Source organism: Enterobacter sp. HNDS-6 (assembly GCF_039850505.1).
Taxonomy (GTDB): domain Bacteria; phylum Pseudomonadota; class Gammaproteobacteria; order Enterobacterales; family Enterobacteriaceae; genus Enterobacter; species Enterobacter kobei.
This window is the reverse complement of sequence record NZ_CP156673.1, coordinates 2,520,317-2,544,663: the sequence shown is the minus strand read 5'-3', so window position 1 is coordinate 2,544,663 and position 24,347 is coordinate 2,520,317. Positions and strand designations below refer to the sequence as shown.

The window sequence follows — 24,347 nt, the reverse complement described above, 5'->3', positions numbered from 1 at the left end:
ATCGCCGGGTGGCGGCTGCGCCCGACCCGGCCTACGGTTTAAATGTCATTGCGGGATAAACCCACATCTTTGAGCTGCTCATCGCTCATCTGGCTCAGGATGCGGCGGGTACGGTTGATGCGATACCAGTTACGCAGCGTTTTCACGATCCAGACAAACGCGATAAACGGTCTTTTAGAACGGTTCTCGAAAAATTCCATGATGCTCTCCTCACTGTGCCAGTGGGGTTATCATCCTGGAAATCCGCCTGTGCAATACAGATGCAAAAACACCTTTTGTTTACCATACAGATCCGCTAAAACGGTATCTGCATGGCATTTTTTACGGCAATCTGTACTGGTTTTACAATCTGTATGGTGAAAACAAAGGATACAGCATGACGCGCTATCAACATCTGGCCAATCTTTTGGCAGAACGCATTGAACAAGGGCTGTATCGCAGCGGCGAACGTCTGCCGTCGGTGCGCACGCTGAGCCAGGAGCACGGCGTGAGCATCAGCACCATACAGCAGGCTTATCAAATCCTTGAAAACCTCCAGCTGATTACGCCCCAGCCGCGCTCCGGCTATTTTGTTTCGCAGCGTAAAGCCCAGCCGCCCGTCCCGGCGATGACGCGCCCGGTGCAGCGCCCCGTGGACGTCACCCAGTGGGATGAGGTGATGATGCTGCTGGACGCCCGCGCTGACAAAGAGATGATCTCGTTTGGCGGCGGTTCGCCGGACATTAACCAGCCGAGCCTGAAGCCCCTGTGGCGCGAGATGAGCCGCATCGCGCAGCATAATCCGGGTGAGATGCTGAGCTATGACGTGCTCGACGGGCGCCTGGAGCTGCGCGAGCAGATCGCCCGCCTGATGCTGGACGGCGGCTCCACCGTGGCAGCGAACGAGATTGTCATCACCAACGGCTGCCACGGCGCGCTGTCGATTGCCCTGCTCTCGGTGTGTCAACCGGGGGATATCGTGGCGGTGGAGTCGCCGTCGTTTCACGGCACCATGCAGATGTTGCGCGGGTTTAACATCAAGGCGATTGAAATTCCCACCGACCCGGAAACCGGGATCAGCATTGAGGCGCTTGAGCTGGCGCTGGAGCAGTGGCCGATCAAAGCGGTGATCCTGGTGCCCAACTGCAATAACCCGCTCGGGTTTATCATGCCGGAAGCGCGGAAAAAGCAGGTCTTAGCCCTCGCCCAGCGGCACGACATTGTGATTGTTGAAGATGATATCTACGGCGAGCTGGCGGCGGAGTACCCGCGTCCGCGAACCATTCATTCGATGGATATCGACGGCCGGGTGATCCTCTGCAGCTCGTTTACCAAAACCGTGGCACCGGGTCTGCGCGTGGGCTGGATTGTGCCGGGACGCTATTACGACCGGGTGATGCACATGAAATACGCCGCGGGCGGGTTTAACGTACCGGGCACGCAGATGGCGGTGGCGGCGTTTATTCGCGACGGCCATTACCATCGCCACGTCCGCCGTATGCGCCAGATTTATCAGCAGAATATGGAAACCTATACCTGCTGGGTACGGCAGTATTTTCCGGCAGGGATTTGCGTGACCCGCCCGCAGGGCAGCTTCCTGCTGTGGGTTGAGCTGCCGGAGAAGGTGGATATGGTGTGCGTCAGCAAGCAGCTGTGTCGGCTGAAGATCCAGGCCGCAGCCGGGTCGCTGTTTTCCGCTTCAGGTAAGTACCGCAACTGCCTGCGCATCAACGTGGCGCTGCCGCCGACGGACAAAAATCGCGAGGCATTGAAGAAGATGGGTGAAGCGATTGTGATTGCGATGGAGGAGGGCTAGTGCGGCCTGATGCCCTCACCCCGACCCTCTCCCACGGGGAGAGGGAGAAAACCGTGCCGCACTACTCGTCGAAGTACCAGTACCCCTGGTTAATCAGCCCGGTGAGCTCTTCAACAAACGCCGGGTTTTTCAGCGCATCGCCCAGCTCGGCCTGGCCGAGTTCGGTGTAGCGGCACAGCGCATCCGCGGCCTTCGCATCCACCGTCTCAAGCTGTTCGCTGTTAACGAAGAAGCTGCCGTTAATATTCAGCACGCGCAGGCCGCTCAGGCGAGACAGCGTTTCGCCGCCCTGAAGCGCATCCAGCACCTCTTCCGGCACATACGGTGGCTCGGCGGCGGCAATATCCAGCTCGTGGCGCGGCGTCGAGACAAAGCTGCCGAACCATTTTGTGAAATCATCCGGCTTGCTGATCATCTCGATCATCATCTGACGAATGCGATCGAGCTCGTACTGCTCCACGCGGCCCGGGTGTTCACGACAGGTCAGATCCGGATCGCTATAGTGCTCGCCGCCCAGATCGTTTTCCAGCGCGTAATCGGCGAAGCTGCTGATAAGATCGCGACCGTTCGGCCCGCGGAAACCGACGGAATAGTTAAGCGCCGTTTCGTGGGTAAAGCCGTCGTGCGGGAATCCTGGTGGAATGTAGAGGATATCGCCCGGCGCAAGATCTTCGTCGATGATCGGCTCAAACGGATCGACATGCAGCAGTGCCGGATGCGGGCAGAACTGACGCATCGGCAGCTTGTCCCCCACGCGCCAGCGGCGGCTGCCCATCCCCTGAATGATAAACACATCGTACTGATCGATATGCGGACCCACGCCGCCGCCCGGCACGGAGAAGGAGATCATCAGATCGTCCAGTCGCCAGTCCGGCAGAACGCGGAACGGACGCACCAGTTCCGCCGCGGGCATATGCCAGTGGTTCACCGCCTGCGCCAGCAGCGACCAGCCCGTTTCGCCCAGATCGTCAAAGTGTTCAAACGGACCATTACTGGCCTGCCATTTGCCGTTAGCGTGGCTCACCAGACGACTGTCAACTTCCGGCTCCATCGCCAGACCTGCCAGCTCGTCCGGGGTAATCGGATCGACAAAATTCGGGAAGGCATTTTTCAGCACTACGGGTTGTTTTTGCCAGTATTTTTCGAGAAATTCCGGCCAGTTCAGGTTCAGTTGATACGCCATGGGTAGCACCAGTGAGAGGGGAAACAGGCGCGATTATAGGGGAGACGGTGGAGGGGGAACTTGTCATGGGTCAAACCAGCTCGCGTAGGTCGGGTAAGGCATAGCCGTCACCCGACGCAATACGGCGCTAAAACTTAGTCCAGCTTCAGTTCGTCATAGTGGGTAATCAGCTTGCCCACGATGCCGTAGTCCAGCGCTTCTGCCGGCGACATCCAGAAGTTGCGGTCGGTGTCTTTTTTCACTTTCTCCAGCGGCTGGCCGGTGGCGTCAGCGATCAGCTTGTTCACGCGATCCAGCATGCGGATGATCTCGCGCGCTTCGATCTCAATATCCGTTGCCTGACCGCGCACGCCGCCCAGCGGCTGGTGGATCATAAAGCGGGTATTAGGCAGGGAATAACGGTGCTCTTTTTTCGCCGCCAGGAAGATGGTAATCCCCGCGCTCGCCACCCAACCGGTACCGATGACGTGCACTTCCGGACGGATGAATTTGATAAAGTCGTGGATGGTGTCACCCGCTTCCACGTGGCCGCCCTGGCTGTTGATATACAGCTTGATCGGATCGTTGCTGACGCTTTGCAGCAGGATCATCTGGGTGATCACCTTCTGCGCCAGCTCCTGGTTGATCTCCCCGGAGATCACAATCGAACGGGATTCCAGCAGTTTTTGCTGCAGAGCGCCCGCGCCGTTTGACCCTTCCGCCTTATCCTTGTCGCTTTCTTTCAGTGTGTAGAGCATTGTTGTTTCCTCAGCTTGTCGCGCTCAAAACCAGAGTGTAGCCTGTTTTACGGGGTAAAGTCCTCAGAGACAGATCGCGAGAACGATGATGAAACGTGCGCAGGCAAACGGCACGCCAGTCGACAACCGTTCGCTATACTTCCTCTTCATACGGTTATCATATTGTTAAATGATAATGATATTTAATGTGTTAAGATGAAAGCCAGCAGAAACAGTCTCTTACGTGACGGGACGTGTATATTTTCTCGACAGTTAACTCAGCACCGGGGCAGTGAATGGAACACATTGTGTATGTGGTTGACGACGATGACGCGGTCAGGCAGTCCGTTCTCGGCCTGCTGGAATCAGCGGATTTAGACGCCATGGGGTTTTCATCAGCAGAGGCGTTTCTTCAGCACCGTTTTGAGGATCTGCCCTCGTGTGTGATCCTCGATATGCAAATGCCCGCCATTTCAGGTTTTGACGTAGCGGACGCCCTCAAGGACAGCGGGCGCGACATCCCGATTATTTTTCTCACCGGCCACGGCACTATCCCGATGTCGGTGCGCGCCATTAAAGGCGGCGCGTACGAATTTCTCACCAAGCCCGTTGAATCCACCGCGCTGATCGACGCCATTCAGTCTGCGCTTCAGCTGGCGGAAAACAACGCCGTGCGCAACAAAGAGCACTACGCCCTGAAGCAGCGCCACATGTCCCTTACGCCACGGGAACATGAGGTGTTAACACTGGCGATAAGCGGGATGCTGAACAAGCAAATTGCCGCCGAGCTTGGCGTCAGCGAGATCACGGTGAAAGTGCATCGCCGTCGCGTAATGGAAAAAATGCAGGTGCGCTCCGTGGCGGAGCTGGTCAGGGCCGTTGAGCGCCTGACCCACAGCCAGCCTTCGGATTAACTACTCCCCTGTCTGTCCGGCAAGCGGTAACACAAACGCAAACACCGTGCCGTGTGGCTCCCGGCGGCGCGCGCTCAGTTTTCCTCTGTGTCGCTCAATGATGCTGGCGCTGATGGTCAGCCCCATCCCCATTCCCTGCGCCTTGGTGGAATAGAACGAGTCAAAAATCTTCTCCAGCCGCTCGGGCTGAATGCCGCTGCCGGTATCGGCGATCTCGACGATAACGTTCCCGTCGGCGTTGACGGTGCTGAGGGTGATGATGCAGGGGCGATCGTTAACCTCCGCCATGGCCTCAACGGCGTTCATCACCAGATTCAGCAGCACCTGCTGGATCTGCACGCTGTCCCCGGTGATAAAGCTGTCACCGGCGTTTAACAGATAATCCACGCTGATGTGTCTCTGCTCCAGCTCGCTGCGGGAAAGGGTAATAATGTGGTGGATCAGATAGTGGAGATCGATACGCGCGAAGGTCGGATCCTGCTTGCGCGTCAGGGACTGAATGCTGCGGATGATCTCCCCCGCCCGGGCGCCTTCCGCGGCGATCTCCTCCAGCCCTTCCCGCACTTTATCCAGCCGGGCGGGTTCACGGTTAAGCCAGCGCAGGCTTGCCCCGGCGTTAGAGACGATCGACATCAGAGGCTGGTTGATCTCGTGGGCGATGGAAGAGGTTAACTGACCGACCGTGGTGGCACGCGACACCCGCGCCAGTTCCGCCTGCGCCACCCGCATGGCATCCTCCGCGGCGCGCTGACTGGTGATATCGGTAATGATGCCGTAATACTCGTTCACCTCACTACCCACGCCCACCGGATCGCCAATCCCGAGGATATAGCGCGTGGAACCGTCGGTACGCTTAATACGAAATTCCGCGCGCATAGAGAGCCCCTCGCGCACGCTCTGGGTGACGATGGCGCTGATGCGGGCGTAATCATCCTCATGGACGAAGGTCAAAAACTCCGCCATGGAGATCATCTTTTGCTGCTCGGGCAGGCCGAGAATACGGGCGTACTCTTCGGACATAAACATCAGATCCTGCTCCAGCTCCCAGCGCCAGCTCCCGGTGTGGCTGATCTGCTCACCCAGCATCAGCGAGTTCTGGCTGGCGCGCAGCTCTTTTTCCACGCGTCGGCGCTGGATGTTCTCCGCCAGCAGTTCGGCGTACAGCCGCGCCGTCTCCAGAGAGACCGCAGCCTGCGCCCCCAGCAGGCTCACCACGCGAGAGTGCTCGGCGGTGAAGACCTCCGGCATCAGGCGGTTTTCCAGATAGAGCACCCCCACCAGCCGCGCCTGTTTGAACATCGGAACGCACATCACGGCCGCCCCCGAGGTCACCAGGTAGGGATCCTGGCTGAAGGGATGGAACTCCTCCGGTTTACCGGTACGGATCTCCTGTCCGGTGCGGATCACCGCCGCCAGCACCGACAGCGGCATGTCGGTCGCTACCGGTACGTCCTTCAGGATCCGCACCCGCACGCCCTCGGTGCTGGTCCACGCGCTGGCTTCGATCTCCGGAATCAGGTTATCGCTCACGCGAAGCAGCAGGCCGCGCTGCGCCCCGGCACGTTCGAGCAGCAGCGTCATCAGGTTTTCGATAAGCCGCTCAAGGTTGATCTCTTCCGACAGGGCACGTGAGGCCTTGATCACGCTCTGCAGATCGCGGATCACTTCATTCTGGGCAAACGCCACCGTGTCATAGGCGCTGGCCTGTCCGGAGGCCAGCAGATGCGGGAAATCCTGCTCCAGCTGGCGCACCTTAGCCTGTGCCCCGGCACGGCCCCAGGCGGCAATGGCGCCGCGAAAATGCGCATCTGACGCGGTCGGGTAACCGCAGGACAGCGCAAAGCGACCCGCCAGCTCGTGCGCCAGGGCGTTAATCGGATTAAAGCCGCCCTCGCGTGACAGCCGGACCGCTTTCTCATACTGCTCAAGCGCAATGCTGTTCATGCCGTCCAGACGCACGATTTCGGCGTAAATCAGCGCTTCTTTATCCGCAAACGTCCCCGGATTAATGCGCGCCCAGAGGGCAATTTTGTCGTAGTGCGCGTGAATACTGCGTCGATGATTCGCCGAGAACGTCTCCGGCGTTAGCTGGCGGGAAAGCGCCAGGGCGCTGTAGAGATGGTAATCCAGCAGATGGATGTGGCCAGGCGCAGACCACGCGTACCAGCCCGCCATCTCAAGATCCGCCTGCGCATCGGCAAATTCGCCGCAGGTAAAGTGCGCCATACCGCGATAGAGCCAGTACCAGAACAGCATGGTCGACGTCTGTTCCGGAGCCTGCTCTGGCGAAGCAGGCAGCAGCGCCTCCGGCAGCACCTGCGAGGCGGTCCAGGTGCCGATCACCGGCGTGCGTAAAAACTCAACGTAGCCACGCTGAACCATCAAAATGGTCTCGACGTCCTGGAAGTGGGTTTTCCGCACAAAGGCCAGGCCGCGATCGATGCTGGTCAGCACCCCGTCGAGATGATCGCCCCGAGAGAGGAAGTTAATGGCCTGGTGGCAGGCCGCGAAGCAGGCCATCGTCATATCACCGTGGGTTACCGCCGCGGTGAAGCAGGCTTTTGCGCACTCAATGGTGAACGACAGCGGCTGAGTCCAGACGCTGAGCTGATCGAGCGGCAGCAGGGTTTTCGCTTCATACGCATCGTAGCCGTGGCGATTGACCAGCTCGCGGGCCAGCGTGCCGTACTGGAACCCAAGGCGATACTCGGCATAGCGGTGGCCGATCAACACGCCAAACCAGGCCATCGCCGTGGTGGAGGCGCCGGTGATGCCGTGGTCGAGGGTCAGGTGCATCATGCGGCAGAGCAGCAAAAAGTGCAGACGCGGACAGATGAAGCTGGCGCAAATGCTGGCGCTGTAGAGCAGGTTCATTACCGCTTCCGTTTCCGGATTTTCCATCCGCGAGAGCTGGGCATAGCGGCTTTGCGGCGCGTCGCCCGTGCGGTTACAGAAGTCTTTCCAGGCAGCATCGCAGTCGGCATCTTCCGGATGGCGGCCGATCTGAATACCAAAAATACCCAGCCAGCAGAGCGCCGCCTCCAGCGCCAGACGGCTATCCGACTGGCGAATATAGACTTCCACCAGCAGGTTGGCCGCCAGCGCTTTTTCGGTCAGCCCGCCGGGGCAGCCCAGGATCGCATCGCACAGCTCGCGGGTCCGCTCCAGATGGCCGAGCGCAAACTCGCAGCCCGCCTCTTCAATATCCAGCACAAAGTCTGACACCACACCGGCATTGCCCAGCGCTCTCGCCGTCTGGATGTAGCTCAGTGCCGAAAGATAATCGCCCGTGCGTTTCGCCCGGCGCGCGGCCAGCAGGCTCAGCTCGCGGAACATCTGCCGCTGCGGAGCGGGCTGAATGCTGTCCAGTGCGGCCGTAACATGGTGAACGGCGCGGAAAAGCAGTTCGTTTCCCGCAGCCTGCCGCGCGGCATCGGCTAGCAGGCTGGCGGTGGTCAGATGAAGGTGGCTTTTCTCATGCGGATCCAGCAGCGCGAAGGCGGCTTCCTGCACCCTGTCGTGGGTGAAGGCGTACTCTTTTTCCGTCAGCACGATGAGCTGCGCCATGACCGCCGGATGGAGCGCATAGCGCATTTCCGCTATCGACATGCCGACAACGCGGCATATCATCTCCATCTCGCCCTTGCCGCCGAGGCAGGCAAAACTCCCCAGCAGGCGACGCGTCTCGTCGGGCAACTCTTCGAGCTGCTCCAGCACCAGGGTGACGACGTTTTCGGTGTAATGCCGGGCGCGGATCGCCTGCAGATCGTAGTGCCACTTATCCTGATATTTGTTATGCACCACCAGCCCGTCATCGACAATGCGGCGGAAAAACTCATGCACAAAGAGCGGGTTGCCCCCGGTTTTTTCATGGATCAGCGTGGCGAGGTCAGACGTCGCCGTGCTGCGGGTTCGAAACAGCGTCGCCAGCCAGCGCGCTACCGCTTTCACGGACAGCGCCTGAGGGACAATTTCGCTCGCGTTTAGCGCCGCTTCCGGAAGACTCGTCAGCAGCGCTTGTAAAGTGGCATCGGATAACGAACAGATATCCCGGTGAGCAACAACCACCAGCAGCGGGATTGCCCCGCTGTTCACCAGCAGGTATTTGAGCGTATGCAGGCTGGCGGCGTCGCTCCACTGAAGATCGTCAAGCACCAGCACCAGCGGGCAGCCCTGAGAGGCAAAGGTTTTGACCAGCGCCAGCACCATATGGCTGAAGCGCGCCCGGGCATCAATGGAAAACGTATCCGGCGAGAAGCGCGGTTTGCTCTCAAGCAGCAGCCCCAGTTCAGGCACAAGACTGACAGCGAGCGCCTCGTGGCCCTCCAGGGCGCGCGAGAGACGGATTTTCCACTTCGCCACGTCGTCTGCGGGCAGCCCCAGCAGGTGCAACGTCAGGGTGCGAAACGCGGAACTTAGCACGCCGTAAGGCAGTGACGGCGAAAACTGGTCCACCTTGCCTACCGCCAGCAGCACCGTACGCTGCTGCAGCGTTTTAAGCGCCGTCGCGATGATCGAGGATTTCCCGATCCCTGACGGTCCGCCGATCGTCACCAGCTCTGGCACCCGGCTCTGCCCGACTCGCTCAAACGCGGCAATGACGTCATTCGCCTGCGGATGCGTCGCGAACAGGGAATCCGCCAGATGGATCGCCGGGGTGCGATCCTGCTGACCGGGAGTAAAGGGGGCGATCTCGCCCTCACCGGTCAACGTCGCCTGGCAGCGTCGCAGGTCGGCAATCAGCCCGTCCACCGTCTGATAGCGGTTATCAGGATGCTTTTCCAGCAGCTTGAGGAGGATGGTTGAGAGCATTCCCGGCACGTCCGGGCGTATCACGTCCGGGGCCAGCGGCTCCGAGGCAATATGGTAGTGCGCCCAGTTGGTCTGATCGTCCGCGCCCAGTTCAAACGGCAGGCGTCCGGTCAGAAGTTCATACAGCACCATGCCGAGGCTGTAGAGATCGCTGCGGCTGTCGACGGGGCGCCGGGTGCGGGTGGTATGTTCCGGCGACATCCAGGCGGGAGTACCGCCTGAAACGGTAAGACGGGTCTGCGAGAAGGCATCGGAAAAACGGCAGGAGAGACCAAAGCTGCCCAGACGGCAGGTGGCATCGTGATAAACAAAAATACTGCCGGGTTTGATATCGCCGTGGATCAGGTTTTGCAGATGCATCTGGCGCAGGGGGGCGCAGATCTGGATCGCCAGCTCGATAAAGCGCGCAATCCCGGAGATCGCCCTGCCCGCGCGTCGCGCCAGCAGCTCAAACGAAAACGGGGCGTAAACCAGCGCGAAACGCCCCCGATACTGGGTAGAGGCGACGGCGCGAATGGCCCAGCTGTCCTGGAGCACGTCGCGCAGCGCAAACTCGTTTTTCAGCAGCCGGGTGGCCCGCTCTTCCTCTTCGTCACTCACCGCGGTGGCAATGATGAAGGAGCCGCCGGAATGGGGATGACGTGCGTTCATCCAGGCGATGCCGCCCTCCTGCGCCAGCACGGTAAAAATCACATCCTCTTTAAGGACAAAAACCCGCCCCTGATGAAGATTTCCCTGGGCGGGCCAGAATGCAGGCTGCTCGTTTTCGTTCATCCGCGATCCTTATTGTCGGCGGGCCAGCTCCCGCTGAATATGATCCAGCAGAATATCGATGTTAATCGGCTTACGCAAAAATGCAGCGGCGCCCAGACTGAGGGCGTACCGCTGCATATTTTCATCAGCATGACCGGAGATAAAGAGTACAGGAGGAGGCGGTACGGCCAGCAGCCGCAGCTTGTCGAACAGCTCAAGGCCGCTCATGCCTCGCAGCTTGATATCGGTGATCACCAGCGCCGCGCCGGACAGCGCGAGAGGATGGCTCAGGAACCCCTCAGCCGAATCAAACGTATCGGTCGAATACCCTTCCGACTCCAGGAGATTACTCAACCCGCTGCGGACGGAACGTTCGTCATCAATGATGGCAATGCGCCACGGCAGCGTCATGCGGTCTTTCCTCTCACAAATCATTAAACGTCGCGCGTGTCCTTCGCGGGCGCCGGGGGCGCCGTGCCGCTGATTTTCGGTACGCATTCGTGACGAAACCAGGCGAGGGTCAGCGGTTCGCGACTCATTAAGCGCCGTCCCACCGGGATGAGCTGTTCCCCCACCAGCATGCCAAACAGGCCAAGCAGGGCGACAACCGGCGGTGCCGGCGAATGGACGTCGAGCAGAGCGTAAATTACCCCAGCTACCACGCCGCACACCAGCGAAATAATCCATGCTTTCATGACGATGCTCCTGTCTGCGGTGCTGCCGGAACGGTGACCTGAGCAGGCGCACTGTCGCGGGATAACAGATGCCGCGTCGCCTGTTCACCCGCCAGCATCCCCAGCAGGCCAATCAGCGCCAGCGCGGGCGGCGCGGGGGAGCGCACCTTCAGCACGGCATACATCAGGCCAATCATCACGCCTGCCGCAAGGGATATCAGCCCAGTACTCATTGTGAACTCCAGAGAAAAAAGCAGCGGCGAGCCGGATGAGGGACCAGCCCGCCGACAGGGCTTAGCGAGCCGGGACCGGCGCTAAGGTGCGGTGCTCGCTCTTCTGGCGAGACGGCGCTTTGTGCACCATGGTGTAGGCGTAATCGACGCCCATGCCGTACGCGCCGGAGTGCTCGCGCACGATATCCATTACCGCGGTGTAGGTCTCTTTACGCGCCCAGTCGCGCTGCCACTCCAGCATGACCTGCTGCCAGGTCACCGGGATCACGCCCGCCTGGATCATGCGCTGCATCGCGAAGTCATGGGCTTCTTTTGACGTGCCGCCGGAGGCATCCGCCACCATGTAAATTTCGTAATCGCCTTCAAGCATCGCGCACAGGGCAAAGCTGTTGTTGCACACTTCGGTCCACAGACCTGCTACCACGACTTTCTTCTTGCCGTTGGCCTTCAGCGCGTCACGCACTTTCTGGTCGTCCCAGGAGTTCATGGAGGTACGCTCCAGAATGTCCTGGCCCGGGAACACGTCCAGCAGTTCCGGATAAGTGTTACCGGAGAAGCTTTCGGTCTCTACGGTGGTGATGATGGTCGGGATATTGAAGACTTTCGCCGCTTTCGCCAGCGCCACGGTGTTATTTTTCAGCACCTGGCGGTCAATCGACTGCACGCCAAACGCCATCTGTGGCTGGTGATCGATAAAGATTATCTGACAGTTCGCAGGGGTTAACACTTCGAGCTTTGAAGAGGTCATAGCATTTTCCAGTGGTTAAGGGTGAAATCGCCGTGAGCGCACGGCGATAAAGTCACGCTCATCCTGCGGTTTATCGCCCCTGGGCGTAATTATCTCTTCGTATAGTTAACCTTAGGTATAGTTATACTTTGGTATACCTATCCTATTGTATAACTGGATCTTTGCCGAAACCGCTTCTCATAATCCTGACCATTCCCCTCTCAGTCAGGAGCAGTTATGGTTACCCTCGGTAAAGCCGATCTCATTCTGGTTAATGGCCAGTTTCATACCGTCGATCGCGAGAACCCCATCGCGGAAGCCGTTGCCGTGCGCGATGGAAAATTTCTGGAAGTGGGTACCGTCGCCGAGGTGATGCAACATCACTGCGACGGTACGAAAGTGGTCGATTTGAAAGGCCACACCGCCATCCCCGGGCTGAACGATTCGCACCTGCACCTCATTCGCGGCGGGCTGAACTACAACCTCGAGCTGCGCTGGGAAGGCGTGCCGTCGCTGGCCGATGCCCTGCGGATGCTGAAAGAGCAGGCTCTGCGCACGCCGTCGCCGCAGTGGGTACGCGTGGTGGGCGGCTGGACCGAGTTCCAGTTTGCCGAACGCCGCATGCCGACGCTGGACGAGATCAACGCCGCCGCGCCGGACACCCCGGTTTTCATCCTGCACCTCTACGACCGCGCCCTGCTCAACCGCGCCGCGCTGAAGGTGGTCGGCTACACCAAAGACACGCCGAACCCGCCGGGCGGCGAGATCCAGCGCGACGCCAACGGCAACCCAACCGGGATGCTGATTGCGCGCCCGAACGCCATGATCCTCTACGCCACGCTGGCCAAAGGACCGAAGCTGCCGCTGGAGCAGCAGGTTAACTCCACCCGTCAGTTCATGCGCGAGCTGAACCGTCTGGGGCTGACCAGCGCCATCGACGCGGGCGGCGGCTTCCAGAACTACCCGGAAGATTACGAGGTGATTGCCGAGCTGCACGAGAAAAAGCAGATGACCATCCGCATCGCCTACAACCTGTTTACCCAGCGTCCGGGCCACGAGCTGGAGGACTTTGAGAAATGGACCGACATGCTCACGCCGGGCCAGGGCAGCGACTTCTTCCGCCATAACGGCGCGGGCGAGATGCTGGTCTTCTCCGCCGCCGATTTTGAAGATTTCCTCGAACCCCGCCCGGATCTCGCGCCGGGCATGGAGGACGAGCTGGAGCGCGTGGTGCGCCATCTGGTGGAGCACCGCTGGCCGTTCCGCCTGCACGCCACCTATAACGAATCCATCAGCCGCATGCTGGACGTCTTCGAGAAGGTGAACCGCGACATTCCGTTCAACGGCCTGCACTGGTTCTTTGACCACGCGGAAACCGTCACCCAGGCCAACATCGACCGCATCAAAGCGCTCGGGGGCGGCATTGCCGTCCAGCACCGTATGGCCTTCCAGGGCGAGTACTTTGCCGAACGTTACGGCATCGAAGCCACCCGCCATACACCGCCGGTGGCGAAAATGCTGGAGACCGGCGTACCGGTGGGCTTAGGTACGGACGCCACCCGCGTGGCGAGCTACAACCCGTGGACCGCGCTCTACTGGCTGGTCTCCGGCCGTACCGTCGGCGGGATGCAGATGTACGACCACAGCGCCCGTCTGGATCGCGATACCGCCCTGATGCTCTGGACCCAGGGCAGCGCGTGGTTCTCCAGCGAGCAGAATCAGAAGGGGCAGATCAAGGTCGGCCAGCTCGCCGACCTGGCCGTACTCAGCAAAGACTACTTCCGCGTGCCGGAAGAGGAGATCAAGGGCATCGAGTCCGTCCTGACGGTGGTCAACGGCGATATCGTCTACGCGGCAGGCACCTTTGGCCCGCTCGCGCCGCCCGCCATTCCGGTTCTGCCCGACTGGTCCCCGGTCGTGAAAGTACCGGGCCACTACCGCAGCGCGCCGCCGCAGGCCGCACGCGTGGGTATGAGCGCCGTTCACCACTGCAGCGGCCCGTGCGGGGTTCACAGCCACCAGCATGATTTTGCCCGCACGTCAGAAATGCCGGTGTCCGACGATAACGCTTTCTGGGGGGCGCTGGGCTGCAGCTGCTTTGCATTCTGATGAAAAACACGCTTGCTCCGCCCCGGGTTGACCTGGGGCTGTTCTTCCTGCGCCTGACCGGCAGCCTGCTGCTGCTGTACGTGCACGGCCTGCCAAAGGTGCTGCACTTCAGTGAAGAGCTGACGCGCATTGAAGATCCGTTCGGCTTCGGGCCCTATGCCAGCCTGATCCCGGCCATCGTCGCCGAGGTAATTTGCCCGCTGTTTATCATTGCGGGCGTGTATACCCGCCTGGCGTGCCTGCCGATTATCGCCGTGCTGCTGGTGGCGATGCTGGCGGTGCACCCGAACTGGTCGATTGCCGAAGGGCAGTTTGGCTGGCTGTTGCTGATTATCTTTACCACCCTTGCCCTCACCGGCCCGGGCCAGTGGCGATTGCAGCGTAAGGCAGCGGAGAGGTTCGCATGACCCAGGTTAACGACGTTCGCGACGCACACGTCGAGACGACGCACACATCAACGGTTTCGCCCTGGCAGCCGCTAAGCCAGCCGGTGTTCAGGATGCTGTGGATCGCCACGGTGGTCTCTAACGTCGGCTCATGGATGAGCGATGTCGGCATCAACTGGAGCATGCTGACCCTGAGCGCCGATCCGCTGGACATCGCGCTGGTGCAGGCGGCCAGCAGCCTGCCGATGTTCCTCTTCGCCCTGCCGTCCGGGGTGATGGCGGATATCGTCGACCGACGTAAATACCTGCTCTTCTCCCAGCTGTGGGTGTTTATCGCCGCCGCCGGGCTGACGGTGCTCTCCTTCACCGGACACGTCACTCCCGCCGTTCTGCTGGTGGCGACATTTCTGCTGAGCGTCGGCGCGGCGATGAGCTCGCCGCCGTTTCAGGCCGTGGTGCCGGACCTGGTGAGCAAGCCCGAGCTGGGCGCCGCCGTGGCGCTGAACTCGCTCGGGGTAAACATCAGCCGGGCGATTGGTCCCGCGCTGGGTGGTTTTCTGCTGTCGCTCGCCGGGCCGTGGATGGTGTTTGCCCTGAACGCGCTGTCCGTGGTCGGCGTGGCGTGGGTACTGTGGCGCTGGCGTCAGGCCCCGACCGTGCAGCGTCTGCCGCCGGAGCATTTCTTCTCGGCGGTGCGATCCGGCATTCGCTACGTGCACGCCGCGCCGGTGCTGCGCAACGTGCTGGTGCGCACCGTGGCCTTCTTCGTTTTCGGCAGCGCGGGCTGGGCGTTACTGCCGCTGGTGGCGCGCCGCGAACTGGGCTTAGGCCCGGCGGGCTACGGCATAATGCTGGCGTGCATTGGCCTGGGGGCGATTGCCGGTGCGATTCTGCTGCCGCGCCTGCGCCAGCGGCTGAATGCCGACCGCCTGATGGTGGCTGCCAGCCTGACCTTTGCCCTCACCATGCTGGCGCTGGCGTTTGTGCGCCACGTCTGGCTGCTTAACCTGTTTGAGTTTTTCACCGGCTTCGCGTGGATTGCGGTGCTCTCCACTCTCAATCTCGGCGCGCAGCGCAGCGCCGCCCGCTGGGTGAAGGCCCGCGCGCTGGCGGTGTATCTGACGGTGTTCTTCGGCTCGATGACCGCAGGCAGCACACTCTGGGGGCAGATCGCCTCCCGGTTCGGTACCCCAACCTCGCTGGTTGTCGCCACGCTGGGGATGGTGCTGGCGAGCGCGACGGTGTTCCGCTGGAAGCTGGAGAAAGATCCGGACCTGAACCTCGACCTGAGCGGTCAGCCGCTGGACGGCGTGGAGATTGACCTGCCAAACGAACGCGGCCCTGTGCTGGTCTCGCACGAGTACCTCATCGACCCGCAACACGCCAAAGCCTTCCTGGAGGCGGTCCACGAGCTGCGCCGGGTGCGCCGCCGCGCCGGGGCGATGAGCTGGGCGGTATATGAAGATATCGAGCGCCCCGGTCTGTTTATCGAGACCTTCCTGATGGGCTCGTGGATTGAGCATCTGCGCCAGCAGGAGCGCCACACCATGAATGACCTCCTGCTGCAGAGCCGCGTTCTGGCTTTTCATCAGGGCACAACCTCACCGGCTATTCGCTACCTGGTCGCGCCGGTATAACCATAACCATCACCTGTACAGGAACACACTATGGCAACGTTTAAGGCAAAAGACGGCACGCAGATTTACTACAAAGACTGTGGCGCGGGTAAACCGGTTCTCTTCAGCCACGGCTGGCCGCTGGACGGCGACATGTGGGACAGCCAGCTGAACTACCTGGCCGAGCGCGGCTTCCGTGCCATCGCCTTTGACCGTCGCGGGTTTGGCCGCTCGGATCAGCCGTGGAACGGTTACGACTACGACACCTTTGCGTCCGACATCAATGACCTGATCACCACCCTGGATCTACGCGACGTGACGCTGGTGGGCTTCTCCATGGGCGGCGGCGACGTGACCCGTTACATCAATAACTACGGCAGCTCACGCGTCGCCGGTCTGGCGCTGCTGGGCGCGGTCACGCCGATCTTCGGTAAATCCGACTCCTTCCCGCAGGGTGTGGATCAAAGCGTATTCGACGGCATTCGCGACGGACTGCGTAAAGATCGCGCCCAGTTCATCAGCGACTTCGCCACCCCGTTCTACGGTACCAACGCCGGACAAACCGTTTCTGCCGGTGCCCTGACCCAGACGCTGAACATTGCCCTGCTGGCATCGCTGAAAGGCACCATCGACTGCGTGACCGCGTTCGGCGAAACCGACTTCCGCCCGGATATGGCGAAAATCGACGTGCCGACGCTGGTGATTCACGGCAGTAACGACCAGATCGTGCCGTTTGAAAGCACCGGCAAGCTGGCGGCGGAGATGATCAAAAACGCCACGCTGAAGGTGTACGACAACGCGCCGCACGGCTTTGCGCTGACCCACCAGGACCAGCTCAACGAAGATCTGCTGGCGTTTGTGAAGTCGCTGTAATTTTCTGTAGGCCGGGTAAGGTGCAGCCGCCACCCGGCGCTTTCGCAGACGCGTTCCGCTCTGCCAGCAGCCGACAAATCTCCGCATGCTTCTCCTCGGTAAAGGTAAAGCGCGACATAAAGCCCATTCGGATCGCTGACCCCATCGCCGGCAGCAGGCAAATCCCGAAGAACAGCCCCGACAGCACGCCTTCGCTCTGAATTTGAGCCTGCGGCACGTAGCCTATCATCGTCAGAAACACGCCGATCAACCCGCCGCCCACCGCCACCGACATCTTGCCGGTAAAGGTCTGCCCGGAGAAGGTGATCGCCGCGCAGCGCTTGTGGGTGTGGTACTCCGCGTACTCGATGGTGTCGGCAATCATCGACGAGGTGAGGATGTTGGTCATCATCACAAACAGGGTGCTCAGGCCGAGCAGGATAAACAGCATCGTCACCTGCTGATACCCGACAAACCACATCACCACGCGCACCGCCACGTCCAGCCCGCAGAGGATCATAAATAACTTCCGCTTCTGAATCCGGCGCGTCAGCATCGGGGCGACCAGGCACAGCACTGCCGCGACAATCCCCATCACGCCAATCGCCATCTGCAGGCTGCCGTCGCCCAGGTTGTTGATAAAGAAGTAGATATACAGCCCGCCCGCCACGTTATGGAACACGCAGAAGAAGAACGACAGCAGGACGATAAACAGCGGCTTGTTCTGACGCAGGTTGTGGAAGGTGTCGCGGATGGTCACCTTTTCCGGGCTCGGCGGCACGCGCTCTTTGATCTGCATAAAGCCGTTAAGCATCAGCGGCAGCCCCACCAGCATCATCACCAGCGCCGCCATAAAGTAACCTTTGTCGTTACTGTACTGGGCGAAAAACGCCGCCAGCTTCGGGAAGAAGATATTAGCGCAGGCAATCCCGGCGTTCACCCCGAGCATCGCCGCCGTCACCGCGCGGGTGCGCTGGGCGGAGTCGTTGGTCATCACCGACGACATCGACCAGAACGGAATATCGGAGATGGCATACAGCGTCCCCCACAGGATGTAGGTCACCCCGGCGTAGAGGATTTTGGTGGTCATGTCCGCTTCAATTTTATAGAACGACAGCAGCGTGACGCCGGTGATCAACAAAGGGGCGATTAGCAAAAAGTGGCGAAACTTGCCGAACCGGCTGTTAATGGTGTCCATAATGCTGGCAAACAGCGGATCGTGAACCGCGTCCCACGCGCGGGCAATCAGGAAAATGGTGCTCGCCGCCAGCGCCGAAATGCCCAGCACGTCGGTGTAAAAATAGTTAATAAACGAACCCACTAAACCAAAGCTAAAACACTGACCTAATCCATAACCAAAATAAGACCACAACTCGCGAGACGGTATTTTCATTGTCATTGCCATTGTTATATGCCTGCCTGGTTGCCCGGCGGTGGACCGCCGGGTCGATATTATTAGTCCTGCGCCTTCGGGGCGATCTTACGCAGCTGCTGCATCAGGGTGATTTCACGGCGTGAGAACGGAATGCCGTTCTCCTCAAACACGTCGTGGAACCAGAGACGGCAGTAGTCCGTGGACTCCTTCATCACCACCGGCCACGGCAGCCACGTCTGGGTTTTGCCGCGCACCAGCCCCCACTGGTAGGGCGCGACCTTCGCCGCATACATCAGCGGGAGCTGCTCTTCGATGGTGCTGCCCACGTGGCGCGCCAGCCATTCGGTGCAGAACAGCGGACGACCAAGCGTTTGCAGTTGCTGGATTATCGCCGTCATGCGCCCGGTGTGGGTGTAGGCGTGGAAGCTCACCACGTCCGAGAGCGCCAGCGCGGTCTGGTCCAGCGGATGCTGGAAGAACGTTTCGCCCTCCTCTTCCGGCGGCAGACGCCAGGCGCAGACGGTGAGCGGCTGGGTCGGGTTCTCCTCACGCACCCACCGGAACGCCAGCTTCATCAGTTCATGGGCGCAGGTCTCCAGCTTCGCGTCGTACTGCACCTCCTGCGTGCCCGTCGCGAAAATGCCGCGGTTACCCGGCTCGTTATAGAGATCCCACAGCAGCACGCGCTTGTCCGCGCGGAACTGGCGGACAACGTCGCGGATATAGCGCTCAACCTGCGGCCAGCAGTCGGGATCGCACACCTTATCCCGCCCCGGGCTCGCCGCCGCCTGGCTGTTGTGCTTGCCCGGTACGGGCGGCTTTTGCGGGCCGAGGTACGGCTCGTCGCCGGAGAAGCCGCAGTCGTCCATCAGGGTCAGCATGGTGCTGAACCCGCGGCCGTCGGCTATGGTCAAAAACCGGTCGATGCGCGCCATCAGCCCGTCGCGGTCATGCTCCCAGACGATAAACGGCAGGTTGATGCGAAGGGTGTTGTAGCCCGCCTCCGCCGCCCAGCCCAGTTCGCGGTCGATGGTCTCGGCATCGAAGGTCTCTTCCTGCCAGATATCGGTCCAGTTCACCGCCGTCGACGGCAAATAGTTAAACCCGCACAGCCAGCCTTTTTGCTCATACCACGCCTGTGCCTGCTCCCTGCTCCACTGCTCTTTCATTACGCGTCCTCTTACTGATAATATTTAGCTAATAAATATTAGTTGCGGGATAAATGCGCAAATCACGGCACGCCGAAAAGCGACGGCCTTCACAAAGTTCGCGCTTCGATGAATGAGAAACGTGATCGACGGCGCGTAAGCGCGCGGTTAAGGTATGATGCGAATTCGCGAAAGGGAGAGGACGGATGAAGCGAAAACCGAAAGTGACGATGAACGATATTGCGCGGGCGGCAGGGGTGTCGCAGGCGACGGTATCGCTGGTGCTTAACCAGTCCCGCAACATCAAGCTCAGCGACGACACCCGCCAGCGGGTGATTGGCGTTGCCACCGAGCTCGGCTACGACCGCCTCCCCGCCGTTCACGCCCCGCGCAACCAGGAAGAGATCGCCCTGCTGGTCAGCTCCGTTCAGAGCTTCGACCCGTTTATCGACGCCATCAGCCAGGCGCGGGAAGCGGCGTGGCGCAACGAGACCCTGCTCACCGTCTACGACTACGGCGACGACATCGAGCTGGCGCTGAACATCATCCGCCAGCTGGAGAAGCGCAACTGCATCGGGATTATTCTCGCATCTCCGGTCACCACGCTGGTGGACATGACGGCTTTCCAGGACTGCACCCGCATCCCGCTGGTGCTGCTCAACCAGCGCGACCCCGGCTCGCCGCTGCTGCCGTCGTTTATTCCGGACGACTACGCCAATGCTTTTCAGGTCACTAAACACCTGATTGCTTGCGGTGCGACGCGCATCGCACACATTACCGGGGAGAGCTGGATGGAGGCCTCCCGCCAGCGTCTGGCGGGCTACCAGGCGGCATTACAGCAGGCCGGACTCGCGTGCGACGAGGGCCTGGTGCGCCAGACCAACTGGCAGTTCAGCGAGTCCTTTACCGCCACCACGTCCCTGCTGGAACTGGCCGAGCGCCCGGACGCCATCTTCTGCGCCAGCGACTGGCTGGCGATTGGCTGCTATCAGGCGCTGGCGGTGAACGGCGTGCGCATCCCGCAGGACATGCTGCTGGCGGGCTACGACGACCAGAAGATCTCCGAGCAGCTCACCCCGCCGCTGACCAGTATCCAGCTGCCCTACAGCGAGCTGGGACGGCTGGCGGTGGAGTACCTGTGCAATCAGGAAGATGCCGCCACGCACGTGACGCTGGCGGGCAGGCTGAAGGTGCGCGCCTCAAGCCTCGTCTGAGGTAAACACCATGCCCGCATAGGGCTTCTCGCGACACGCCGCCAGCCGCGCGGCGAGGCTGCCCACGTGCAGCTCCAGCTTGTGTCCGTCCGGGTCGAGAAAATAGAACGACGCCCCCTCGCTTTTATTCTGCTTCCAGACGATGACGCCCGCCTGCTCCAGCTTATTCGAGAACGGTTCAAATTCCGCCTCCGCCACGGTAAACGCGTAGTGGGTGTAGTCGCTCTCCTGCGGCGGCACATACTGGCGCGCCTCGTCGTACGACAGGCAGACCCACAGATCGCCGCAGGTTAGATAGGCCCCGGTATTCCAGCGGGCGTGGAGCGTCAGCCCCAGCAGCTCGTGCCAGAAGGTGACGCTTTTTTGCAGGTCGCTGACCGCGAGGGTCAGATGGTTGAGTGATTGCAGCATAATGAGCCCTTTTGTTTTTCGCGCCGGACGTGATACGGTAAAGAGATGAACATAAACCACGCCGTGCTCACCGTAAACCGCTGGTGGCTGCCTTCTTAAAGGCGGCACGGAGTAGTTTTCCCCATTTTCAGATAGCCGCCGAAAGGCGGCTTTCACATTTCTAAGACCCCTTTCGGCACTTGCACATTAAGGAGTCTTTATGAACGTTCAAACCATCCTCACCGGCGACCGCCCAACCGGCCCGCTGCACCTGGGCCATTTCGTCGGTTCGCTGCGCCTGCGCGTGGCGCTACAGCAGACGCATAACCAGTATGTCTTGATTGCCGACCTGCAGGGGCTGACCGACAACGGCAGCAACCCGCAAAAAATCCGCGACAACATCCCCGAAGTGCTGGCCGACTACCTCGCCGCGGGCATCGACCCGAACCTGACCACGATCTGCCTGCAGTCCGCCCTGCCCGCCCTCGCCGAGCTGACGATGCTGTATATGAACATCGTCACCGTCGCCCGCGTGGAGCGTAATCCGACGGTGAAAAACGAGATTGTGCAGAAGGGGTTTTCCCGCTCGCTGCCGGTCGGGTTTATGGCCTACCCCATCAGCCAGGCGGCGGACATCACGGCGTTTAAGGCCGAGTGCGTGCCCGTCGGCGACGACCAGCTACCGATGATTGAGCAGACCAACGAGATTGTGCATAAGATGAACAGCCTGCTGCCCACCCCGGTGCTGCGCCACTGTAAGGCGATGCTGAGCGACACCAGCCGCCTGCCCGGCATCGACGGCAGCGCCAAGATGTCGAAATCGCTGGGCAACACGCTGCACCTTTCGGCCAGCGAAGAGACCATTCATCGTGCGGTCAGCGCCATGTACACCGACCCGAACCACCTGAAGGTGAGCGACCCGGGGCAGATTGAGGGGAACGTGGTGTTTACGTACCTCGACGCGTTTCATCCGGACAAGGCGAAAGTGGCGGCGATGAAGGCGCACTATCAGGCGGGCGGGCTGGGTGACCGGGCGTGCAAGAACGAGCTGGAGGGGTGTTTGCAGGAGCTGATTGCGCCGATGCGGGAGCGGAGGGCGAGGTATATGCAGGATAAGGGGGAACTGATGGCGATGCTGAAGCGCGGGACCGAACGGGCGCAGGGGGTGACGCAGGCGACGTTGAGGGAGGTGAAGGTTGGGCTGGGGGTGCCGGTGTTTAATTAAAGTCGATATAGCGGTGGAGTGCGTGGTATAGGCACGAAGCCGCTGATTATCTCATTAAAGATAAAATTGACACTTCTAACAATTCTTAATTTCTTATTTAGATAATATAAATTGCTTCAATCACATTAATATTACATTGATAAATCCTTTATTGCGCATTTAAAGGATTCTTATGGCTGATGTAGAAGATATAGCCCGGAGATTATGCAACATAATAGTTTCTCCTGATACAGTTACTGGGCTTATAAATGGAGGACTATCTGTACCGCTAGATTATGGATATCTGGCTTATGGTATCTTTGACACAGATACCAGGTATGCGCATGAAACTCAACGCATACGAATAGTCACTGCCATAAAAAACGACATTTTGAATTACGAGAACATTGTCAATGCAGTCAAAGTCATATTCAAAGCGTTCAACAGATATTTAACGGAAGCGGAACAGGATAAAATATACAGATCTGTAATGACTTCTATTGCAGGTAGAATATCAACAAATATTATTGCATCAACTATCGCGAAGCACGTTATTGAAAGAACGTCATTCACGTTTGTTGTTTTTAAAGGGAAAGGTAATCCAATCACGGCGCTGAGTACACTTCTTTTGTTTGGGGGAATGGCTGAACGCTCAATCAGAATATCTGACAGACTCAAAGCAGAAGCCCCAGAGGTATATCAACTTCTGAGACCCAGAGACTACGACCTACTTTATTTTCTTTTCGCTGATGCCGTTCAGCCTTTCGTAGATGCTCTCCATGCAGGTTATTCAGAAGGTATGCCTGTATTTATTCAGATCATGAAGAAAGTTAATGAAAAACTAACTGCACACACTCCGGCAGGAACGTATGAATAAGTTGATTATCCCAGTTATAAACCTGCTCCTTTGCTCGTATTTATTTTTAGCCTATATCGTTTGCTGGGTTGAATTCGAAACCTGGCATGATAAAACAATCGCCTTTTGCATCATTACCCTAAGCGCCTACATTATTTCATTAGTAATGAATAAATTACTACCAGGCAAGATACATATTTTTGGCGGGATCCTGGATGTGTTATCGGGCCCCTTACTGATCATCGGTGCATTTGCTTGTATAGCTGTCCTTGAACCATGGCCGCTGAAAATTATTGGCTTGTTCATATGGGTCGTGGCGATGTTGCACCTACCTTCTTTTGTAAAAATAGATGAGGAATAATCATGTCAAATCCAGCATATCTTTGGTTAACCGATGCTAATGGCTCACCCGTCGTAGGAGGTTCTATGGTGTCCGGCAGGTTAGGCGCTATTGAATTAAAGGCGGTCGCTCATCACCTCACCATTCCTGTGAGTGGAAATACAGGCCGACTAACAGGTACCCGTGTACATACACCGATTGCCGTTCAGAAAGAGTTTGATAAAACGACACCCGTACTCTTCAGGGCGCTGTGTGAAAACCAAACACTAAAATCGGCTACGATCAAAATGTATCAAATTGATGATGCAGGAATCGAGAGAGAATATTTCAACATTATCCTGGAGAATGTAAAAATCACGGGTATCACGCCAAATCTGTTCCCGGGTTCTGGAACAGGAACGCATACAGAGACGATCGAGCTAAGATATGAAGCAATCACCTGGAAACACTGTGACGGGAATATAGTTTACAGAGATGCCTGGAATCATATGGCGATAGCCTGAACCGACTTTAACATTTCTCGGGCCGAGGTAACGTTGTGCTTGTCGGTCCGACCAAGCGGAGCGCCGCCGGGAAGCGCTGGCGATTATTTCTACCGCCTTAAAGGAGAGCATCATTATGGAACCCACACTCTCTCAAGTCATTGAGGTTGTTCGAAACTCCTCAGGTGAGCATCGTAAACCTATCGATAGCAATACGTTGATTGAGGCCGATTTGCATATTTGCGGTATCGACGGCGAAGACCTACTGGAAGACTGCGAAGAAGCGTTTGGCGTTCAGCTTGCCACTGAAGAAGATGGCTACAGGAAAACGTTCTCTCTCGCAGAGAATGAGTATTTGTTTACGGGTGAAGGCATAGACTTTTTTGGCATCTGTCGGTTTATCCGCTGGATACGTGGCATACCCGAACCTGTTATATGTGATTTAACCGTCGGCAAACTTCACGCTGCGCTGGTTAAGGCTGTGAAAGAGCAGGTTAAGCGTGATTGATTTTTACTTAAAACGGGCATGAGATGACATGCCCGTTTTATTGCTTCAAGCGTTACATTA

General features: G+C 59.0%; 23 protein-coding genes. 12 read left to right on the top strand and 11 right to left on the bottom strand.

The genetic code is table 11. The features are described 5' to 3' along the window. Positions 1–38 precede the first annotated feature (38 nt). The gene (locus ABFI50_RS11870) at positions 39–200 is read right to left on the bottom strand and encodes a DUF1127 domain-containing protein (protein WP_049010213.1); all 162 of its coding nucleotides are present in this window, start codon (positions 198–200) and stop codon (positions 39–41) included. 176 nt (positions 201–376) lie between these two features. Between ABFI50_RS11870 and ABFI50_RS11865 the strand changes: the two genes are divergently transcribed. After that, complete coding sequence (locus ABFI50_RS11865) at positions 377–1,795, top strand: PLP-dependent aminotransferase family protein (protein ID WP_014882389.1); 1,419 nt, start codon at positions 377–379, stop codon at positions 1,793–1,795. A gap of 61 nt (positions 1,796–1,856) precedes the next feature. Here the strand turns inward: ABFI50_RS11865 and ABFI50_RS11860 are convergent, their stop codons facing one another. Next, complete coding sequence (locus ABFI50_RS11860; RefSeq protein ID WP_014882388.1) at positions 1,857–2,978, bottom strand: cupin domain-containing protein; 1,122 nt, start codon at positions 2,976–2,978, stop codon at positions 1,857–1,859. A 134-nt stretch (positions 2,979–3,112) separates the two neighbouring features. Then, positions 3,113–3,715, bottom strand: a complete 603-nt coding sequence (locus tag ABFI50_RS11855; protein ID WP_014882387.1) for an ATP-dependent Clp protease proteolytic subunit — start codon at positions 3,713–3,715, stop codon at positions 3,113–3,115. 275 nt (positions 3,716–3,990) lie between these two features. Between ABFI50_RS11855 and ABFI50_RS11850 the strand changes: the two genes are divergently transcribed. Further along, complete coding sequence (locus ABFI50_RS11850) at positions 3,991–4,608, top strand: response regulator (RefSeq protein ID WP_023338979.1); 618 nt, start codon at positions 3,991–3,993, stop codon at positions 4,606–4,608. On the opposite strand, the gene ABFI50_RS11845 is transcribed toward ABFI50_RS11850, so the two are convergent. From ABFI50_RS11845 to ABFI50_RS11825, 5 genes are all read right to left on the bottom strand, one after another. After that, the gene (locus ABFI50_RS11845; protein WP_347484100.1) at positions 4,609–10,194 is read right to left on the bottom strand and encodes an ATP-binding protein; all 5,586 of its coding nucleotides are present in this window, start codon (positions 10,192–10,194) and stop codon (positions 4,609–4,611) included. 9 nt (positions 10,195–10,203) lie between these two features. Next, positions 10,204–10,584 carry a response regulator gene (locus ABFI50_RS11840; protein ID WP_014882384.1) on the bottom strand — a complete coding sequence of 127 codons (381 nt, stop codon included), beginning with the start codon at positions 10,582–10,584 and terminating at the stop codon, positions 10,204–10,206. Between the two features lie 23 nt (positions 10,585–10,607). Further along, positions 10,608–10,868, bottom strand: coding sequence for a XapX domain-containing protein (locus tag ABFI50_RS11835; protein ID WP_014882383.1), 261 nt, complete (start codon positions 10,866–10,868; stop codon positions 10,608–10,610). Next, complete coding sequence (locus ABFI50_RS11830) at positions 10,865–11,080, bottom strand: DUF1427 family protein (protein WP_063614412.1); 216 nt, start codon at positions 11,078–11,080, stop codon at positions 10,865–10,867. Before ABFI50_RS11830 ends, ABFI50_RS11835 begins: the two co-directional genes overlap by 4 nt. 61 nt (positions 11,081–11,141) lie before the next feature. Beyond that, positions 11,142–11,828, bottom strand: a complete 687-nt coding sequence (locus ABFI50_RS11825; RefSeq protein WP_023331928.1) for a hydrolase — start codon at positions 11,826–11,828, stop codon at positions 11,142–11,144. A gap of 216 nt (positions 11,829–12,044) precedes the next feature. On the opposite strand from ABFI50_RS11825, the gene ABFI50_RS11820 reads away from it, so the two are divergent. From ABFI50_RS11820 to ABFI50_RS11805, 4 genes are read left to right on the top strand one after another with little or no spacing between them, the layout of a single operon-like run. Next, positions 12,045–13,916, top strand: a complete 1,872-nt coding sequence (locus tag ABFI50_RS11820; RefSeq protein WP_023331927.1) for an amidohydrolase — start codon at positions 12,045–12,047, stop codon at positions 13,914–13,916. Continuing rightward, a complete protein-coding gene (locus ABFI50_RS11815) occupies positions 13,916–14,323 on the top strand; it encodes a DoxX family protein (protein ID WP_014882379.1) in 408 nt (135 codons plus the stop codon). The genes ABFI50_RS11820 and ABFI50_RS11815 overlap by 1 nt, the downstream gene beginning before the upstream one ends. Beyond that, positions 14,320–15,939 (top strand): MFS transporter, encoded by a 1,620-nt coding sequence (locus tag ABFI50_RS11810; protein ID WP_347484094.1) that lies wholly within the window; start codon positions 14,320–14,322, stop codon positions 15,937–15,939. Before ABFI50_RS11815 ends, ABFI50_RS11810 begins: the two co-directional genes overlap by 4 nt. 30 nt (positions 15,940–15,969) lie before the next feature. Then, complete coding sequence (locus tag ABFI50_RS11805; protein WP_014882377.1) at positions 15,970–16,791, top strand: alpha/beta hydrolase; 822 nt, start codon at positions 15,970–15,972, stop codon at positions 16,789–16,791. Here ABFI50_RS11805 and ABFI50_RS11800 read toward each other — a convergent pair. Both ABFI50_RS11800 and ABFI50_RS11795 read right to left on the bottom strand, forming a co-directional pair. After that, positions 16,754–18,175: an MFS transporter gene (locus ABFI50_RS11800; protein ID WP_347484091.1), complete on the bottom strand. Its 1,422-nt coding sequence runs from the start codon at positions 18,173–18,175 to the stop codon at positions 16,754–16,756. The two genes, ABFI50_RS11805 and ABFI50_RS11800, sit on opposite strands and share 38 nt — an antisense overlap. A gap of 50 nt (positions 18,176–18,225) precedes the next feature. Then, positions 18,226–19,314, bottom strand: coding sequence for a cellulase family glycosylhydrolase (locus ABFI50_RS11795; RefSeq protein ID WP_063861813.1), 1,089 nt, complete (start codon positions 19,312–19,314; stop codon positions 18,226–18,228). A 185-nt stretch (positions 19,315–19,499) separates the two neighbouring features. Here ABFI50_RS11795 and ABFI50_RS11790 point away from each other — a divergent pair, with 185 nt between their 5' ends. Continuing rightward, a complete protein-coding gene (locus tag ABFI50_RS11790; RefSeq protein ID WP_047343941.1) occupies positions 19,500–20,507 on the top strand; it encodes a LacI family DNA-binding transcriptional regulator in 1,008 nt (335 codons plus the stop codon). On the opposite strand, the gene fosA is transcribed toward ABFI50_RS11790, so the two are convergent. Beyond that, complete coding sequence (gene fosA, locus ABFI50_RS11785) at positions 20,493–20,918, bottom strand: FosA/FosA2 family fosfomycin resistance glutathione transferase (protein WP_023338973.1); 426 nt, start codon at positions 20,916–20,918, stop codon at positions 20,493–20,495. The two genes, ABFI50_RS11790 and fosA, sit on opposite strands and share 15 nt — an antisense overlap. A 199-nt stretch (positions 20,919–21,117) precedes the next feature. Between fosA and trpS the strand changes: the two genes are divergently transcribed. The 5 genes from trpS to ABFI50_RS11760 all read left to right on the top strand — a co-directional run bounded on the left by trpS (position 21,118) and on the right by ABFI50_RS11760 (position 24,287). After that, on the top strand, positions 21,118–22,122 hold the full coding sequence (gene trpS / locus ABFI50_RS11780) for a tryptophan--tRNA ligase (RefSeq protein ID WP_063861811.1): 1,005 nt from the start codon (positions 21,118–21,120) through the stop codon (positions 22,120–22,122). Between the two features lie 172 nt (positions 22,123–22,294). Continuing rightward, a complete protein-coding gene (locus ABFI50_RS11775; RefSeq protein ID WP_050863177.1) occupies positions 22,295–22,978 on the top strand; it encodes a hypothetical protein in 684 nt (227 codons plus the stop codon). Next, positions 22,971–23,318 (top strand): hypothetical protein, encoded by a 348-nt coding sequence (locus ABFI50_RS11770; protein ID WP_063861810.1) that lies wholly within the window; start codon positions 22,971–22,973, stop codon positions 23,316–23,318. Before ABFI50_RS11775 ends, ABFI50_RS11770 begins: the two co-directional genes overlap by 8 nt. Positions 23,319–23,320: 2 nt before the next feature. Next, the gene (locus ABFI50_RS11765; protein WP_039271858.1) at positions 23,321–23,800 is read left to right on the top strand and encodes a type VI secretion system tube protein Hcp; all 480 of its coding nucleotides are present in this window, start codon (positions 23,321–23,323) and stop codon (positions 23,798–23,800) included. 115 nt (positions 23,801–23,915) lie between these two features. Next, the gene (locus ABFI50_RS11760; protein WP_045348371.1) at positions 23,916–24,287 is read left to right on the top strand and encodes a hypothetical protein; all 372 of its coding nucleotides are present in this window, start codon (positions 23,916–23,918) and stop codon (positions 24,285–24,287) included. Positions 24,288–24,347: the final 60 nt, after the last annotated feature.